Annotated in this window: 16 protein-coding genes; 8 read left to right on the forward strand and 8 right to left on the reverse strand. The window is 68.4% G+C overall.

The window, feature by feature from the left end; genetic code table 11:
- Positions 1 to 282: 282 nt before the first annotated feature.
- Positions 283 to 873, reverse strand: coding sequence for a TetR/AcrR family transcriptional regulator (locus K7711_RS19755; RefSeq protein WP_222970928.1), 591 nt, complete (start codon positions 871 to 873; stop codon positions 283 to 285).
- A gap of 187 nt (positions 874 to 1,060) precedes the next feature.
- Between K7711_RS19755 and K7711_RS19760 the strand changes: the two genes are divergently transcribed.
- Positions 1,061 to 2,461, forward strand: coding sequence for an MFS transporter (locus K7711_RS19760; protein ID WP_222970929.1), 1,401 nt, complete (start codon positions 1,061 to 1,063; stop codon positions 2,459 to 2,461).
- Positions 2,462 to 2,531: 70 nt separating this feature from the next.
- Here K7711_RS19760 and K7711_RS19765 read toward each other — a convergent pair whose 3' ends face one another.
- Together K7711_RS19765 and K7711_RS19770 are read right to left on the reverse strand one after the other, a co-directional pair.
- On the reverse strand, positions 2,532 to 3,305 hold the full coding sequence (locus K7711_RS19765; protein ID WP_222970930.1) for a lysophospholipid acyltransferase family protein: 774 nt from the start codon (positions 3,303 to 3,305) through the stop codon (positions 2,532 to 2,534).
- A 36-nt stretch (positions 3,306 to 3,341) separates the two neighbouring features.
- Entirely contained in the window at positions 3,342 to 4,139 is a 798-nt protein-coding gene (locus tag K7711_RS19770; RefSeq protein ID WP_222970931.1) for a lysophospholipid acyltransferase family protein, read from the reverse strand.
- A 112-nt stretch (positions 4,140 to 4,251) separates the two neighbouring features.
- On the opposite strand from K7711_RS19770, the gene K7711_RS19775 reads away from it, so the two are divergent.
- Both K7711_RS19775 and K7711_RS19780 read left to right on the forward strand, forming a co-directional pair.
- Positions 4,252 to 5,148, forward strand: a complete 897-nt coding sequence (locus K7711_RS19775) for a hypothetical protein (RefSeq protein WP_222970932.1) — start codon at positions 4,252 to 4,254, stop codon at positions 5,146 to 5,148.
- Between the two features lie 43 nt (positions 5,149 to 5,191).
- Positions 5,192 to 6,727: a Rieske 2Fe-2S domain-containing protein gene (locus K7711_RS19780; RefSeq protein ID WP_222970933.1), complete on the forward strand. Its 1,536-nt coding sequence runs from the start codon at positions 5,192 to 5,194 to the stop codon at positions 6,725 to 6,727.
- A gap of 39 nt (positions 6,728 to 6,766) precedes the next feature.
- Here K7711_RS19780 and K7711_RS19785 read toward each other — a convergent pair whose 3' ends face one another.
- The 3 genes from K7711_RS19785 to serS form a co-directional block, all read right to left on the reverse strand.
- Complete coding sequence (locus tag K7711_RS19785; RefSeq protein WP_222970934.1) at positions 6,767 to 7,804, reverse strand: Gfo/Idh/MocA family protein; 1,038 nt, start codon at positions 7,802 to 7,804, stop codon at positions 6,767 to 6,769.
- Between the two features lie 100 nt (positions 7,805 to 7,904).
- Positions 7,905 to 9,773, reverse strand: coding sequence for a putative bifunctional diguanylate cyclase/phosphodiesterase (locus tag K7711_RS19790; RefSeq protein WP_308014838.1), 1,869 nt, complete (start codon positions 9,771 to 9,773; stop codon positions 7,905 to 7,907).
- Between the two features lie 183 nt (positions 9,774 to 9,956).
- Positions 9,957 to 11,216: a serine--tRNA ligase gene (serS, locus tag K7711_RS19795; protein ID WP_222970936.1), complete on the reverse strand. Its 1,260-nt coding sequence runs from the start codon at positions 11,214 to 11,216 to the stop codon at positions 9,957 to 9,959.
- A gap of 105 nt (positions 11,217 to 11,321) precedes the next feature.
- Here serS and K7711_RS19800 point away from each other — a divergent pair, with 105 nt between their 5' ends.
- The 5 genes from K7711_RS19800 (at position 11,322) to K7711_RS19820 (ending at position 15,360) form a co-directional block, all read left to right on the forward strand.
- Entirely contained in the window at positions 11,322 to 12,452 is a 1,131-nt protein-coding gene (locus K7711_RS19800; protein WP_222970937.1) for a septum formation family protein, read from the forward strand.
- A gap of 19 nt (positions 12,453 to 12,471) precedes the next feature.
- Positions 12,472 to 12,825 carry a metallopeptidase family protein gene (locus K7711_RS19805; protein ID WP_222970938.1) on the forward strand — a complete coding sequence of 118 codons (354 nt, stop codon included), beginning with the start codon at positions 12,472 to 12,474 and terminating at the stop codon, positions 12,823 to 12,825.
- 165 nt (positions 12,826 to 12,990) lie between these two features.
- Positions 12,991 to 13,314 carry a PE family protein gene (locus K7711_RS19810; RefSeq protein WP_222970939.1) on the forward strand — a complete coding sequence of 108 codons (324 nt, stop codon included), beginning with the start codon at positions 12,991 to 12,993 and terminating at the stop codon, positions 13,312 to 13,314.
- Between the two features lie 43 nt (positions 13,315 to 13,357).
- Positions 13,358 to 14,530, forward strand: coding sequence for a PPE domain-containing protein (locus tag K7711_RS19815; RefSeq protein WP_222970940.1), 1,173 nt, complete (start codon positions 13,358 to 13,360; stop codon positions 14,528 to 14,530).
- Positions 14,531 to 14,562: 32 nt separating this feature from the next.
- A complete protein-coding gene (locus tag K7711_RS19820) occupies positions 14,563 to 15,360 on the forward strand; it encodes an ESX secretion-associated protein EspG (RefSeq protein WP_235747499.1) in 798 nt (265 codons plus the stop codon).
- Between the two features lie 6 nt (positions 15,361 to 15,366).
- Here the strand turns inward: K7711_RS19820 and K7711_RS19825 are convergent, their stop codons facing one another.
- Together K7711_RS19825 and pheA are read right to left on the reverse strand one after the other, a co-directional pair.
- On the reverse strand, positions 15,367 to 16,041 hold the full coding sequence (locus tag K7711_RS19825) for a histidine phosphatase family protein (protein WP_222970942.1): 675 nt from the start codon (positions 16,039 to 16,041) through the stop codon (positions 15,367 to 15,369).
- Positions 16,038 to 16,958: a prephenate dehydratase gene (gene pheA, locus K7711_RS19830; RefSeq protein WP_222970943.1), complete on the reverse strand. Its 921-nt coding sequence runs from the start codon at positions 16,956 to 16,958 to the stop codon at positions 16,038 to 16,040. The genes K7711_RS19825 and pheA overlap by 4 nt, the downstream gene beginning before the upstream one ends.
- Positions 16,959 to 16,965: the final 7 nt, after the last annotated feature.

The following is a 16,965-nucleotide window of genomic DNA, read 5'->3' on the forward strand; positions in this document are numbered from 1 at the left end:
CCATGAATTGGCAGGTTGCCGCCCTGTCATCGGGCGGATACGGCGCGCCGCGCCGCGTGTCGGATCACCCGTCCAGTCCGCTATGTCTCGAGTGCGCCGCCGCTCTCGTCCGCGAACGCCGCGGGATGCGCGCCCGCAGGTGCGCCGGTGCCGCGGCCCGCGATGGCAGCGCGAGCGGCACCGGGCGGCCCGGTTCGGTGGCCGGCACACCGGCCTGACCCGGTTCGGATCACAAGCATTGCAGCGCAATCGAACCCGTGACGCCGCTGCAGCCCCGACGCTTCACTCCGGGCCGAGGATGCCGTTCAGGAGTTGGTTCAGGGACCACTCGAATTCGGCGACGAAGTCGAGGTGGGACAGGTGCGGGCGGGTGGCGGTGAGGGCCGGGTAGATGGCTGGGTCGACGGTGAAGCCGGGGTGGCCGAGCGGGTGGTCGTTGACGATCTGGCCGATGAGCAGGTGCCAGGTGGCGCGATAGGCGTGGGCGGCGGCGGCCTCGTCGAGACCGGCCTCGAGGAAGGCGGCGATCGCGGCCTCGGCGAACGGGAGGGAGGTCGCGGTGACCGAGGTGGGTTCGTTGATGACCTGGGCGGCCCACGGATGGTCGAGCATCACCCGGTGCGCGCCGAGCCACTGGGCGATCAGGCGTTCGCGGGCCGGGCCGGGCCCGGGTACCGGGAATGCGCGGGCGAGGTCCTCGTTCAGCAGGGCCAGCAGTTCGCGGCGGTCGGCGATGTGCCGGTAGAGCGAGGCCTGCCCGGTGTCGAGTTCGGCGGCCACCCGGCGCAGGGTCAGCGCCGCGAGACCTTCGGTATCGGCGATACGGCGAGCGGCCGCGACGATGGCGGCCCTGCTGAGCGGTTGTGCGCGCACCCGGCTCCCTTCCCTCTGCCGGATCCGAGGGTATTGGCATCCGTTCGGTCGTGAACGACCGGGCTCGCGCGCCCGGTTTCCTCGTCACGCGCATCACACGGCTCGCACGAACCTCTTGCGAACGATGTTCGCAACGAGTTAGGGTTGCCTTATGCGAACGATGTTCGCACGAAAGGAGCCCGCCGCCGTGACCACCCGGACGTCACCCACCATCCACCGCCCGCCGCCGACGACCCGCCGCCTGGCCATGCCCGCCCTGGCCCTCGGCGTGCTGTCCTACGCGCTGATGCAGACCATGCTGGTGCCGACCATCGGCGTCCTGCAGCACGCGCTGCACACCAGCGCTACCGCCGCGACCTGGGCCGTGCTCAGCGCACCGCTGCTGGCCAGCGCGATCCTCACCCCGCTGTTCGGCCGGATCGGCGACCGCTTCGGCCGCCGCCGCACCCTGCTCACGGTTCTGGGGATCTATCTGATCGCGACGCTCGTCGCCATGGCCGCCCCGCAGATCGGCGTGCTCATCGCGGCCCGCACGGCACAGGGGGTCAGCATGGCAATCCTGCCGCTGGCCTTCGGTTCGGTCCCGGCGGTGCTGCCGCCCGAGAAGGTACACGGCGGACTGGGATTCCTGTCCGCACTGGTCGGCGGGGCCGCGGGTATCGCACTGGTGATCGGCGGACTGGTCGTCGACCACGCCTCGTGGCGTTGGCTTTTCGCCATCGGCGCGATATTGGCAACGGCGGCACTGACTCTCACGTACATCGCCGTGCCCGAAGGTCCGGTCGAATCCGGCGGACGGCTCGATCCGGCCGGTGTGGTCCTACTCGCGGGCGGCCTGTCCGGCATTCTGGTCGCGCTCACCCTCGCCCCGGGCAGCGGCTGGACCAGCGTTCCGGTGCTGGCCTGCGCCGCGGCGGGCATCGTGCTGCTGATCGGCTTCGTCCGCCTGGAACAGCGTCTGCGCTTCCCGCTCATCCAGATGGATCTGGTGCTGCACCGCTCCACCGGCATCGTGCACCTGGCCGCGTTCGCGCTGGGGGTCGTGCAGTTCAGCTACTACGTGCTGATTCCCAAACTATCCGAAATGCCCAGCACAGCAGGTGGTTTCGGTGCCTCGGTGACACTGGCCGGACTGATCATGCTGCCCTCGACCCTGGTCATCCTGCCCGCCGGGAGCGTCGCCGGACGCCTCATCGCCCGGCGCGGCCCACGCCTGCCACTGTCCCTCGGCCTGCTCCTCACCGCGGCCGGTGCGGCGATCCTCGCTCTGGCCCACGCCGCCACGTGGGAACTCGCGATCGGCGCGATCCCGATCGGCATCGGCACCGGCCTGGTCATGGCCGCCCTGCCCGCCCACCTGCACCGCGTCGTCGACCCGGCCAGATCCGCCACGGCCAACGGCATCAACACCGTGTCCCGCACCATCGGCGGCGCCTTCGGCAGCCAGCTCGCCGCCGCCCTGATGGTCGGCTCGGTCACCACAGGATTCCCGCTCACCTTCTGGATCGCCGCCGCCGTCGGCGTCATCGGCGCGGCGGTCACCCTGCGCGGCGATGCAACTCCGGCGAATCGGGCCGTCGCACAGTAGGAGCCGGGCACAACCGCGAGGAAGGACCCGGCTGGTGCGACAGTCGCCGCCGGACGAGCCGATCCGCGGCTCAGCCCTGCGCTCTACGCTGGGCCGCGGCTCGGCGACGCGCGAGTTCCTCCTGATCCAACACCGCCGCCCGCTCCGGAGTGGGCGCGCCGCCGCCCAATCGGGCGGGCACCCAGCGCGCGCCCGCGGGCATCTCGTATCCCACCTGCGCCTGCTCGAGCAGATCGCTCATGCGCGAACGCAATTCGGCGGTCAGCTCGTCCACTCCGGCGGCGGTGAGTTCGCCGGGCGGCGGCGGGACGGGCTCGCCGATGCGAATGTGGATCAGGAAATGGTTGCGGCCCAGTTCCTTCGGAATGTCCTTGGTCCAGATGCGTTGCGCGCCCCAGATCGTCATCGGCACGATCGGCGTACCCGATTCGATCGCCATCCGCGCCGCGCCGGATTTGAATTCCTTCAATTCGAAACTGCGGCTGATCGTCGCCTCCGGATAGACGACCACGATCTCACCGTCCCGCAACGCCGTCACCGCACGCCCGTAGGACTCCGCACCGTGGCTGCGATCGACGCCGATCGCCTTGCAGTGCTTCATCAGCCAGCCGACGATGCCGTGCTCGAGTTCGGCCTTCATCATGTAGCGGACGTTGCGGCCCGAGCGTCGGCCCACCAGGCCGACCTCCATGAAATCCAGGTAGGCGGTGTGGTTCACGGCCAGTACCGCACCACCGGAGCGCGGAATGTTCTCCTGCCCGGTGATGTCCATCCGCAGGCCCTGCGCCCGGAACATACTGCGGACCAATCCGGTGAGAACGTCGAATACGGGTTCGCGCGCCATGTTCACAACTCCTGTGCATCCACTCTCGGTGCCGGACTACCGATCCGGTTCACCGGTAGCCGAATTCCGGTCCGCCGCGGCGCGTTCGGCCTTGGCGGCCGCGTCCGCGGCGTCCATCGCGTTCGCCTCCTCCAGTGTGGGCGCACCGCCGCCCAGCCGAGCCGGAACCCAGTATGCGCCCGGTTCGAGCTGGTAGCCCTGCTGCAACTGCTCGAGCATCCGCTGCATCGTCGCGCGCAGGCGCAGGGTCAGTTCCGCGGCCACCTCGGCGATATCCCCGTCGCCCACCACGGGCGGCGCGATCGGCTCGCCCACCGCGATCCGGATCGGAGTGTTGGTGCGGCCCAGGCGTTTGGGATGCCCCTTGGTCCACACCCGCTGCGCGCCCCAGATCACCATCGGGATGATCGGCACGCTCGATTCGATCGACATCCGCGCCGCACCGGATTTGAATTCCTTGATCTCGAAACTGCGGCTGATGGTGGCCTCCGGGTACACCCCGACCAGCTCACCGCGCCGCAGATATTCCAGCGCGGCCTCGTAGGAGTCGGCCCCGGCCGAGCGATCCACCGGAATGTGCCGCAGCGCGCGCATGATCGGACCCGAGACGCCGCTGTCGAACACCTCCTTCTTGGCCATGAACCGGATGTACCGTTTCGGGGTGCGCGCGGGCAGCCCGGCATAGGTGAAGTCCATGTAGCCGGTGTGATTGATGGCGATGACCGCGCCACCGACGGCGGGGATGCGCTCGGCCCCTCGGACGTCGAATTTCAGCCCCTGCGCGAAGAAGACGGTGCGGGCCAGGCCGATGATCGACCGGTAGACGGGTTCCACAATTCCGCTAGCGTAGTCCCCGGCACATCGGGCTACACCCAGGCGTGTGTCGCAGTCCACACATACGCCTGCCAGACAACCGCACACGCGTACAGGAAAGAGGTTCACCGCAGTGAAATTTCCCCGACCGGCTTCGCGTGGACGTCTCCGATACGCACTGGCCGGGGGCCTGACACTGATCGCGACCGGACTGGTCGCGGGCTGTGATTCGCGGGTGGGGATCGAGGGCACCGACTACAACACCGACGAACCGCCGGCCGCGGCCTCGACAGCACCCACGACCCCGTCGGCCGCCGCGGCGGCCGCACCGGTCCTGCCGAAACCGAAGCCGGGCGAACTCGCGGTGACCGTCTCGCTCACCAAACCCGATTCCGACGCCGCCGACGCGCTCACCCGGTGGGCCATGGACCTGCAATCGGCCGCACCCACCCGGCTGCAGGCCAAATGCTGGACCCTGGCCCCGCAGAACGTGCAATCCATGTACACCGACAAGAAGGCCATCCTCAGCGCACTGGCCCGCCCCGGCATGGACGACGGCACGGCGATCACCTGGCAGGGCACCGGGCGCGGGGCGGTGACCGTCGTGGCGCAGCACACCGATATCGCCACCGGATACGCCTGCCCGCGGGTCTTCCAGGCCGGGACGACACCGACGTTCAACGACGCCGACGCCCGGCACACCGTGCGCCGCTACCTCGACCGCGTCACCGGAACGCCACTCGACCCGGCCGACAAGGAGACCACCCACCCGCTGCGCTGCACCGCGGCCACGGGAACCTGGGATCCCACCGGCGCCGGCCGGACCACCACCGCGCCGCTGGCCAGCGAGCCGGGCAAGCTCGACGACGTGCAGTCCTTCGTCGACCAGTCGTTGACCTCGGGGACGTTGCGGGGGTCGTACGTCACCGTCTCGGCCTCGGTCCTGACCACCGGCGGAGTCGAGCAGACCCGGACATTCACGCTGAAGTCCGGCAAGCAGGGTTACTGCATCGGCGACGTCTCCTCGTAGTCGGTACCCTGGTTGACCGGAAACACCTGGAGGAAGGAAGTTCGTGGAGATCACCAGCGTCGGGCACGCCGGGTTCCATATCCGCACCGCGGCCGGGACGATCCTGTGTGATCCCTGGGTCAACCCGGCGTATTTCGGATCCTGGTTCCCGTTCCCGGACAACACCGAACTGGACTGGGACGAGCTGGGCAACTGCGACTTCCTGTACGTCTCGCACCTGCACCGGGACCATTTCGACGCGAAACATCTGACCGACCACGTCAGCAAGGACGCGACCGTCCTGCTGCCGGACTACCCGGTCCCGGATCTGCGCCGCGAACTGGAGAAGCTCGGCTTCACGAAGTTCATCGAGACCGAGACCTCGGTGAAGCGCACCATCACCGGGCCGGGCGGCGAGATGGACATCATGATCATCGCGCTGCGCGCCCCCGCGGACGGCCCGATCGGCGATTCCGGACTGGTCGTCTCGGACGGCGAGACGGTGTGCTTCAACATGAACGATGCCCGCCCGGTCGACATGGACGTGCTGCACGAGACGTTCGGCCACATCGACATCCATCTGCTGCAGTACTCGGGCGCGATCTGGTACCCGATGGTCTACGACATCCCGGCCCGCACCAAGTCGAATTTCGGCAAGCAGAAGCGGCAGCGCGGGATGGACCGGGCGCGTAGCTACATCGAGCAGGTCGGGGCGACCTGGGTGGTGCCCTCGGCCGGTCCCCCGGTGTTCCTGGACGACCAACTGCGCTACCTGAACGACGATCGCGGCGACGAGGGCAACATCTTCCCGGATCAGATCGTCTTCCTGGAGCAGATGCGGATCCACGGCAATGCCGGTGGCGTGCTGATGATTCCGGGTTCGGTGGCCGATGTGCGCGGCAAGGAGCTCGAGCTCACCCATCCGGTCGATCCGGACGAGATCTACGGCGACAAGGCCGGATACATCGAGCGGATGGCCGAGCGGATGGCGCCGGCGCTGGCCGCGGAGAAGGCGAGCTGGGCCACCGGCGAGGAACCGCTGCTGCCGCAACTGAAGGATCTGTTCGAGCCGATCATGGCGCAGAGCGATCTGATCTGCGACGGCATCGGCTATCCGGTCGGCCTGGTGCTCGGCGAACAGACCTTCGTCCTGGACTTCCCGAAGCGGACGGTACGTGAGCCGATCGAGGGTGAAGGCCGCTACCGCTACGGTTTCCGGATCGATCCGCAGCTGGTGCGCACGGTGCTGCGCGATCACGAACCCGACTGGGTGAACACGATCTTCCTGTCCACGCGATTCCAGGCGTGGCGCATCGGCGGCTACAACGAATTCCTCTACACCTTCTTCAAATGCCTCACCGACGAGCGAATCGCCTACGCGGACGGCTGGTTCTCCGAAGCGCACGACGATTCGGCCTCGACCGAGCTGGCCGGCTGGGAGGTGCAGCGCCGCTGCCCGCACCTCAAGGCCGACCTGTCCAAATTCGGTGTGGTGGAGGGCAATACCCTCACCTGCAACCTGCACGGCTGGCAGTGGGATCTGGAGTCGGGACGGTGCAAGACCTCCAAGGGCCACGAGCTGCGCTCGCGCAAGCTCTGAGGACCGCACCTCCGCCGCGGAACACGTTCCGGTAGTGAGCTATTCGCCCGCGGCGGACATGCGGGCCTCCTCCAGCACCTGCAGCGTGGCCACCGCGTCGTTCGGGTCGACCGGGACGGGAGCGTCGTCGAGCAGGGCGGCGGCCATGTCCGCGTAGAAGGCCGGATAGTTGCCCGGTTCGCTGGGGACCGGTTCGGTGTCGTCCGGGGTGCCGACCGTGCCCCAGTGCTCGGGGTCCACTGTGCCCCACGGCTTTCCGTCGCCGGGGCGGCGGCCCGCACGCAGCGCGTCCTCCTGCGGATCCAGGCCGAATGTGAGATAGCCGCGCTCCGAACCGAGTACGCGCATCCGCGGGCCCAGCCGGGGTGCGACCGCACTCATCCACAGATGGGAGCGGACACCGGAATCGTGCGTCAGCGCGATGAACGCGTCGTCGTCGGCCCGCACATCGGCTCGGCGAGAATCCAATTCGCAGTAGACCTCCGTCGCGGGGCCGAACAGGGTCAGCGCCTGATCGACCAGGTGACTGCCCAGGTCGTAGAGGATGCCCGCCCCGTCCGCGACCTCGCCGACCTCGCGCCAGCTCCCCTTGGAGACCGGCCGCCAGCGCTCGAATCGGGACTCGAACCGGCGCACCTCGCCGAGCTCGCCCGCCTCGATCAAGCGACGCAACGTCAGAAAGTCGCTGTCCCAGCGGCGATTCTGGAAAACCGTCAGGGCCAGGTCGGCCCGCTCGGCCACCGTGATCACCTCCAGCGCCTCATCCGCGGTGAGTGCGAACGGCTTGTCCACCACCACCGGAAGTCCCGCGCTGAGCGCCTCGGTCGCCAACCTCGCGTGCGTCCGATTGGGTGTGGCGATCACGACCAGATCGATACCGTCCGGATCGGCGAACAGCTCATCGGCCGTATCCACCACCCGCACACCCGGATACGCCGCGCGGGCCCGCTCGGCGCGCTCGGGGGCGGAGGTGACCACCGCGGCCACCCGCATGCGCGGCTCGGCGGCGATCAGCGGCGCGTGGAACACCTCTCCGGCCAGCCCGTACCCGACCACGGCCACACCCAATTCCGCCATCCAGCTGCCCTTTCGCTTCGACCGTCTCCTCGTGCGGTATCGGTTCACCCGAGATTGTCCGGCACGATGCGGTCTCTCGCGAGGCGACCCCGCCGATCAGCTATTCGGTGCCGACAGCTCCCGAATCGTGGCCGGTGTCCATCGGAATCCAGCCGTTGCTGGAGAATTCCCGTTCGGGCGCGCCCGCACCGACCAGTCCGTGCTGATCGTTGAGATCGTTGATGAGGTCGGCCACCGGATGCGAATCGCTGTAGTGGTAGCCCTGAGCCAGGGCGAAACCGAGTTCGGTGAGCACCGCGGCCTGGTATTCGGTCTCCACGCCCTCGGCGATGACCTGCAGATCCAGCGATCGGCTCAGCGCCGCAATGACTCCCAGCAGCGGCGGAGCCGGGGAATCGGCGCGGATGGCCGCCACGAAGGACTGATCGACCTTCAGGATGTCGCTGGGAATCGTGGCCAGGCGGCTCAGCGAGGAGTACCCGGTGCCGAAATCATCGATGGCGATCCGCACACCGCGTTCGCGCAACGTGCTGAGATTGCCTATGGCCGTCTGGGATTCGGCCGCCAGCTCGCTCTCGGTGACCTCCAGCACGAGCTGGTCGGCGGGCCAGCCGGTATCGGTCAGAATGCCCGAAACCCGGTCGGCATAATCGGATTCGGCCAGTTCCAGACCGCTCACGTTGACGTTCAGGGTCAGATCGAGCTGGGCGAAGGTCTCCTGCAGGCGCGCGGCGTCCGTGCAGGCCCGGCGCAGCACCAGCTCGTCCAGATCGGCGATGAGGTCGTATTCCTCGGCGGCGCGGATCAGGCCCTCGGTGGTGACGTCCGGCTGCGCGCTCGAGGACCAGCGCAGCAGCGCCTCCACCCCGACCGCCCGGCCCGCGCCGCCCTCACTCAGGCTGACGATCGGCTGGTAGTGCACATCCAGCGCCCCGTTGTCGATGGCCTCGCGCAGCTCCACCGCCAGCGGCAGCTGCCGCGAGGACTCCAGCACCGTCCGGTTGCGACCGGCCTGCTTGGCCCGGTAGAGCCCGACGTCCGCGCGGCTGACCAACAGTGATCCGGATTCGCCGGGCTGCCAGGAGGTCACGCCCGCGGAACAGCCGGTGGTGACCGCGGCCCGCAACTGTTCGGTGAGCAGGATCGCGGCCTGCTCGGTGGTGTTGGGCAGCAGCAGCGCGAAGGCGTCGCCGCCGTAGCGAGCCAGCTGCTGATCGGGGGCGAGCAGTTTCGACCAGGTGTCGCTCACGCGCTGCAGGACCGCGTCACCCGCGCGATGACCGAGATGGTCGTTGATCTTCTGGAAGCGGTCCAGATCCACCAGAACCAGTGCGAGTCCCTGGCCGCTGCGGGCGGCGTGCGCGATCGCATTGCTGAGCGTGCGATCGAAGCCGCGCCGATTGAGCAGTCCGGTCAGCACATCGATGTCGGCGTCCGAGGCCATCCGGGTCAGAATGCCCACCACGATGCCGGCCCCGACCGTCACCCCGGCCGGGATCACCCCTGCCCACCAGGGCAGATCCCGCGAGGGAACCACCCACAGGCACAGCAGCACCGCGAACGTCACATGGGCCGCAACCCATTGCCAGGCAAAGAAAATCGCGGCATCGCAGGCGATGAAGACGTAGAACGCGGACAGCCCGATCGCCCCGACGGTGTTGGGGAACCAGTGCACCGCGACCGTCACCAGCACGGTCGCGAGGGCGACGTAGCCGTGATGGATCGAATGTGGCAGCCGCGGCCCCCAGATCAGCAGGCTCACGCCCAGCAGCAGCGCCACCGCCGCGGCCGCGCCCACCAGCGGCCGGTTACCTTCCGAGCCGGGTGCGATGGCGGTCAGCAGCAGACCGAGCGCCCCGCCCATGACGTAGAACGCCCCGGTGGTCCGGGCCATGACCCTTGCCGTCGCCAGCGCCGAAACCGTCCGCACCCGCGTCCGGGTATCGCCGCGCGAGCCGATTCCGCGCACGGCCCCTAGCCTAGACATAGTTGACCCGAGCAGTAGTCACATCCGCAGGAATCGGCGGGCAAAGTCGGATCCGGAGGCCGCCATCCCCGGTTTCCCTCGGCGAGTCGGGAAATGCGGGCGCTCTTTCGAATTCGATCGCAAACCATTAGCTACCCATTCCCGGAGGATCCGTGACGTCGTGCCCTAGACCGCCTCCAGGACCTCCTTGCCCACGAACGGCACCAGCGCCTCGGGCACCCGCACCGATCCGTCGGCCTGCTGATGGTTCTCCAGGATGGCAACGATCCAGCGCGTGGTGGCCAGCGTGCCGTTCAGGGTCGCGGCGATCTGCGGCTTGTTGTTCTCGTCGCGGTAGCGCACCGACAGCCGACGTGCCTGGAACGTTGTGCAATTCGAGGTCGAGGTGAGCTCGCGGTAGGTCTGCTGGGTGGGCACCCAGGCCTCGCAGTCGAATTTGCGCGCCGCGGAGCTGCCCAGATCACCGGCGGCCACATCGATCACCCGATACGGCACCTCGATCGCGGCCAGCATCTCCTTCTCCCAGCCGAGCAGACGCTGATGTTCGGCGTCGGCGTCCTCGGGCTTGCAGTAGACGAACATCTCGACCTTGTCGAACTGGTGCACCCGGATGATGCCGCGGGTGTCCTTGCCGTAACTGCCCGCCTCCCTGCGGAAACACGACGACCAGCCCGCGTAGCGCTTGGGCCCCGCCGACAGATCCAGGATCTCGCCCGAGTGGTAGCCCGCCAGCGGGACCTCCGAGGTGCCGACCAGATACAGGTCGTCCTCCTCGAGGTGGTAGATCTCCGCGGCGTGCTGGCCCAGGAATCCGGTACCCGCCATGATCTCCGGACGCACCAGCACCGGCGGGATCATCATGCTGAACCCGTTCGCGGTGGCGCGCTGCGCGGCGAGTTGCAGCAGGCCCAGCTGCAGCAGCGCACCGTATCCGGTCAGGAAGTAGAACCGCGCGCCGGACACCTTGGCCCCGCGCTCCATATCGATCAGCCCGAGCGATTCGCCCAGTTCCAGATGGTCCTTCGGAGTGAAGTCGAATTCGGGTGCGCTGCCGATGGTTTCGAGCAGGACGAAATCGTCCTCGCCGCCCGCGGGCGCGCCCTCCTGCACGACGTTGGACAGCGCGCGCTGCGCGGTGTCCAGTTCGGCGTTCGCGGCGTGCTCCGCGGCCTCGGCCTCCTTGACCTTCGCGGACAACTCCTGCCCGTGCGCGAGCAGAGTCGCCCGCTCGTCCGGAGACGCCTTACCGACCTTCTTGCCCAGCGCCTTCTGCTCGGCACGCAGGGAGTCGGCCGTCGCCACCGCGGCGCGCCGCGCCGCATCGGCCTCGAGCAGTGCGTCCACCAGCGCCGGGTCCTCGCCCCGGGCCCGCTGTGACGCGCGGACGACATCGGGCTGCTCCCGCAGGAATCGGAGGTCGATCATGGGCCCTAAGCCTAATGGGGTCGGTCCACCGATATTCCGCAGGTCCAACCCCAAGATCCGGCCCATCGTGGCGAGGGTGCGCGTGCGCTGCCATTATGGACGCCGATGTCCTTCGAACATGCGCCTACGCGCGAGCCCGAGAACGGACCCGACCCCGAGTGGGCCGAGTCGGCTTCCGAGTGGGACGACACCGCCGAGCCGGAGCCGGCCGCACGTGGGGGCAGGCGCGTACACCTGCCCGCGCACAAGATGCGGTGGGGTCTGCTCGCGGTGGCCGTGGGTGCGGTGGTCGCGGCGATCGTGACGTTGTCCATCTCCGGATTCCGTTCCTCGCACGGACTCGAGGCGCGCGACCCCGGCGGCGGGGGTCCGGCCGGACGGAACAATTCGGTCTTCGGCACCGCGAAATCGGGCGACTGCCTGTCCTGGACCAACGCCAAGACCCTGGATCTGGCGAAGGTCAACTGCGCGGACAAACATCTGTTCGAGGTCACCGCCGACGTCGATCTGAGCGACTATCCGGGCCGCGAATTCGGTCCGGGCACCCGCTTCCCGGATTCGCTGCGTTTCGCCGAGCTGCGCGACGAGCACTGCGTCACCGCGGCGCAGGCATACCTGGGCGGACGCCTCGACCCGCGCGGACGTTTCGTGGTCGGCATGATCAATCCCGGCGAGCCCGCGTGGAACAAGGGTGATCGCACGGTGCGCTGCGGACTGCAACTGGTCAGCGCCACCGGCAACGCCACCCAGCAGAGCGTCGGGCGCGTGCGCGAGGGCGATCAGTCGCGCATCTTCGATGCCGGCACCTGCATCGGCATCAACCAGAACCTGCCGACGAACGAACCGGTCGACTGCGCCGATCCCCATGCGTACGAGGTGATGTCGACCGTCGACCTCGGGCAGCAGTTCGGCAGCGGCACGCCCGGGAACGCCGATCAGGACAAGTACATGCAGGATCAGTGTTCACACGTCGCGGATTCCTATCTCGGCGGGCCGAAGGCGCTGATCAACAAGACGCTCACCATCTTCTGGGACAACATCGACGCCCGCAGCTGGCTGGTGGGCAGTCACAAGCTGAACTGCCTGGTGGGCAAGGGCACTCGGGACGGGTTCTCCTCGATCACCGGAACGGCCAAGGGCAATATCATGATCGACGGCCAGGCCCCGGTGCCGCCGCCGAGTACCGGCCGCTCCACTCCGGCCCCGCTGCCCGGTGCGGCCCCGCCGGTGCGATGACCACGCGGGACCGATCGCGATGACCGTGTCGATGTCACCGGAGCGGTTCGAGGAATTGGTCGGCGACGCACTGGATCTGATCCCGCCCGAGCTCACCCGGGCCATCGATAACGTGGTGGTGCTGATCGAGGCACGCAATCCGGAGGATCCGCATCTGCTCGGTCTGTATCAGGGCATCGCCCTGACCGATCGGGTCGACAGTCAGTACGCGGGCGCGCTGCCGGACACCGTCACCATCTATCGCGACCCCATTCTCGGGATGTGCGGCAGCGCTGAGCAGGTCGTGAACGAGGTGGCCATCACCGTAATTCATGAGATAGCTCACTATTTCGGCATTGACGAAGCCCGGCTGCATGAGTTGGGATGGGGATAGTCTTGTCTGCGGAGTGCGTCAAGCCCGTAAACTTCGGACTCGAGGGAACCGGATCGCGGGCTGCCGCGTCCAAGAACTCGTAGGGGGAATTCTCGTGGTTCCACCAAGGGGTCGGCCTGTGTCGGTCCTACAGTTGACTAGCTGCCACCAGAAGGAGTTCGAGTCATGGTAGATCTCGTTCACGTCGATGCCGAAATCGTGCTCGCGGCCGCCGGTGAGCTCGACCTGCTCGCCGATCGCCTCGCCGCCGCCCAGGGGCTGAGCGGTCCGGCCACCCATGTCATCCCTTCGGGCGCCGAAGAGGTATCCCTCTTGGCCTCCAACCACTTCAACGAGGGCGCCGCCACGCACGACGCGTCGATCGCCCAGGGCATCGTCGAATTGCGCAACGCCGCCACCACATTGCGGATCCAGGTGGCGGAGTACGCCGCGCAGGACGCCGTCCGCGCCGCGGGTATCACCGCCGTCCAGGCCGCGCTCGAGCTCTGACCCGAGACCTCCACTTCAACGTCAACCACAGGGGAAAAGAACAATGGTTGCAGGAATTACCGGCGTGGTCTGGGAAGCCCGTCCGGCAGAAATCAACTCGGCCACACTGCATCTCGGTGCGCACGCGATCCCGATCTCGGCCGCGGCTCCGGCCTGGGCGGGTCTGACCGCGGCATGGACCGATGCCACCGCGACACTCACTCGCGTGATGGCCGAACTGGGCGTCGGCCTGCTGGGCGTCAACGGCATCGCCGCGATGGCCCAGATCACCGCCTTCACCGGCTGGTGCGGCGAGCAGACCGTGATGGCCGGCGCGATGGCTGCCAAGGCCACCGCGAACGCGACCGCCTATACCGTTGCCTCCCTGGTCATGCCGAGCCCGCCGGAGATCGCGGCCGTCGACGCGGCCCGCGTCGCGGCGCACGCCTCCGGCGGTGACGTGTGCGGCGCCGGCGAGGCCGCGGAGGCCGCGTACATGGAGATCCAGATCCGCGCCGCGCTGGTGATGGAGACCTACGAGGCCGCCACCTCGCTGATGGTCGCCACCCCCGCCGCCTTCCTGATGCCGCCGCCGATCGCGATCGGCGCCGGAGCCGTCGGTGGCGCACTGGATGTCGCGCAGGCCGCGCAGGCCGATGTCAACCCGGTCGCCAACGCGATCTCCGCCGCGCAGACGGCGGTGTCCAGCCCGGGTGCCTCCGATGCCGCGACCCAGGTCGCGGGCGTCGCCGGATCCGTGGCCACCTCGGCCGTCCCGACGGTCGGCGATGCCGCCGGCAGCGCGATCTCCGCGGCCACCAACACCACCACCGCCGCGCCGGGCATGTCCACGAGCATGGTGGGCGGACTCGGTGGACTCGGCGGCGGCGCCATCGCCACGCGGGCGGTGTCCTTCGCGGGCGGCGGCTCGATCGGCATCGGCAACGGCGCGGGCAATCTGCAGATCCCCGAGGGCTGGGGCGCGGGTCTGGGCACCAACTTCCCGACCGCCACGGCGCCCGAGATCGCACCGACCACCCCGGCGAGCGCCAACAGCACCCAGCCCGCCTCAACCCGGCCGGTCAGCAACGGAAATCCGTTGCTGGGCAACCAGGCCGAGGAGGAAGAGGATCTCGAGCACAAGAACGAGCTGGTGCACGGCGAATACTTCAACGACGGACGGATCATCGCGGCGGGCGTCATCGGGGGCGACCCGAACGCGGAGTCCGCTAGGTGACAGTTCTCGGCGGCGCTGGACGGGGTGGGGCCATGCTCGAATCGGTAGTGCTGACGCTGGACGAGATGCAATTCCTGCTGGACAAATTGCAGATCAGCCAGGTTCCGGTCGTACTGGACACATTCGCCCGGTACGACACGGACGTCAGCCGTAAAGAGGCGTTCGATGCGGCCGCCGAGTCGCTCGCGGCGCGCGACCTTCTGGACGGTGAATTCGTTCACCGGGATCTGGAGGATCGGCTGCGGGCACTCGACCGGCCGCACTGGGCGATCGCGATACGGTGGTACGTCGGCGGACTGGTGAACCGGATGTGCATCGCCAAGGGTGCGGAGATGGAGGTCGTCGCCCTGCGCGGGCCCGACTCCTACGTCATCAGCGAGGCGTCGCACGATCTGCCCGGCACCATCGTCGCCGCACTGGGTCCGGCCGATCCGCTGGAGCTCGAGGGTATGAACGTGCTGACCGAGGACCTGGAGCCCATCCTCAACGACGCGGGTGACAGCAATGCCACCGCGCAACGCCTGAGCCGAGTGGGCCACCCGCCCAGGGACGCACAGACCTTGGCCGCGGCCTTGGTCGAGATACCCTCGCACGCCTCGATCGTGGGCGTGATCTACGGAGACGGCAGCCGCGATATCGCGGACGGTGCGGTCGCGGTGTTCAACACCCGCAACGGCCGGTTCATCACGACCACCACCCGCTCCGAGGACGACGTGCAGTGGACGTCACTGGCCTCGGGGACCACCGGGCGGCTGCGCACGGCGATCAAGGACCTCATCGAAAAGCTACCGCTGCGGGAGGAATTCAATCCGCCCGCGGGCGGAATCTGAGTGCGTTCAGCCCATCGGATTGTCGGCGTCCGGCGCGGCGTCCCCACCGAACGGCGGGGTGAACCGGCCCCAGCGCGTGCATTCCCAGCCGAGGAATTCGGTTCCGGCATAACGCGGCAGCAGTTCGATCGTCTCGGTGTTGTCGAGATGGTTGTTCGTGGTGAACGGCGGGGTGACCCCGCCGAGGGTCATACCGACCAGCCGCATGGCCGCGCCATGGCTGACCACCAGGACGTCACCGTTCTCGCCCGAGGACAGCTGGGTCCGCCGAAGCTCCTCCAGCACGGGCAGATACCGGTCCAGCACGTCGCGGCCGGTCTCGCCGCCGGGCAGCCGCCGGTCCAGTTCGCCCAGATGCCAGGATTTGTAGATCGTCTGGAAGAGTTCGTGTGCCGCATCGGAATTGCTGCCTTCCAGCTCGCCGACGAACACCTCGGACAGGCCGTCCAGTGCCTGTGCGGGCACCCCGGTCACCGATTCGATGTGCTGTGCGGTCTGCCGGGCCCGCAACGCCTGTGAGCTGAACAGTGTGCGCGGCGGTTCGGCCAATGCGGCGCCGAACGCTTTCGCCTGTGCCACACCACGTTCGGTGAGCGGACGGCCCGGTACCCGAGTATCGAGAATCTTGGCGACATTCCCCTCGGTCTCACCGTGCCGCACCAGGACGAGTCTGCCGCTCATAGATCGGCCGTTCCCTTCTTCAGATCCGCCAGCCATGCCGCGGCGGGTTCATCGGGCGGCGGCGGGGCCCCGGTGGGCGAGCCCGCGGGCCACGAACCGAGGAAGCGGATCCGCCCCGCGGTGCGATGCAATGCCTTGAGCGCCTCGGCGACCGCGGTGTCGTCGATATGACCGACACAGTCCAGGTAGAAGCGGTAAGTGCCCATTCCGGTGCGGGTGGGCCGAGATTCGATGCGGGTCAGATCGACTCCGCGCGTGGCGAATTCGGCGAACACCCGCATCAGCGAACCCGGTTCGTTGGCCAGTTCCAGCACCACCAGCGAGGTCCGGTCCGCACCGGTGCGCGGCGGGGCCTGCCGAGGCAGGGTGACCAGGACGAATCGGGTGACCGCCGAATCGTGATCGGCCACCCCGGAGGCCAGTGCCGCCAGACCGAGACGCTCCCCGGCCAGCGTGGTCGACACCGCCGCATCGGCATGTCCGGCCACGACGTCCTCGGCGGCCGCGGCATTGGAGGCCGAGGTGTACATCGCGGCCTGGGGCAGATGTTCGTCCAGCCAGCCCCGGACCTGAGCCGCGGCCACCGGATACGCGGCGACGGTGCGCACGTCGGCGAGGGCGATACCCGGCCGGGCGACGATCGTGAAGGCGACGTCGAGTTCGGTTTCGGCGACGATCTGTAGCCGCGGCCCGAGGGCGAGCGCGTCGAGCGTCGGCGAGATCGACCCCTCCACCGAACTCTCGATCGGCACCACCGCACCCTCGACCGCACCGGCCCGGATCAACTCCAGCGCCGCACCCTGGCTGGGCGCGGCGACCCGCTCGACCGGCTCGTCGAAGACGTCGCTGGACTCGAGCTGGACCAGGGCCATCTCGGTGAACGTTCCGGATGGTCCGAAATAGGCGATACGCGGCACGGATACG

The sequence above is a fragment of the Nocardia coffeae genome (genome assembly GCF_019890715.1).
Taxonomy (GTDB): domain Bacteria; phylum Actinomycetota; class Actinomycetes; order Mycobacteriales; family Mycobacteriaceae; genus Nocardia; species Nocardia jiangxiensis.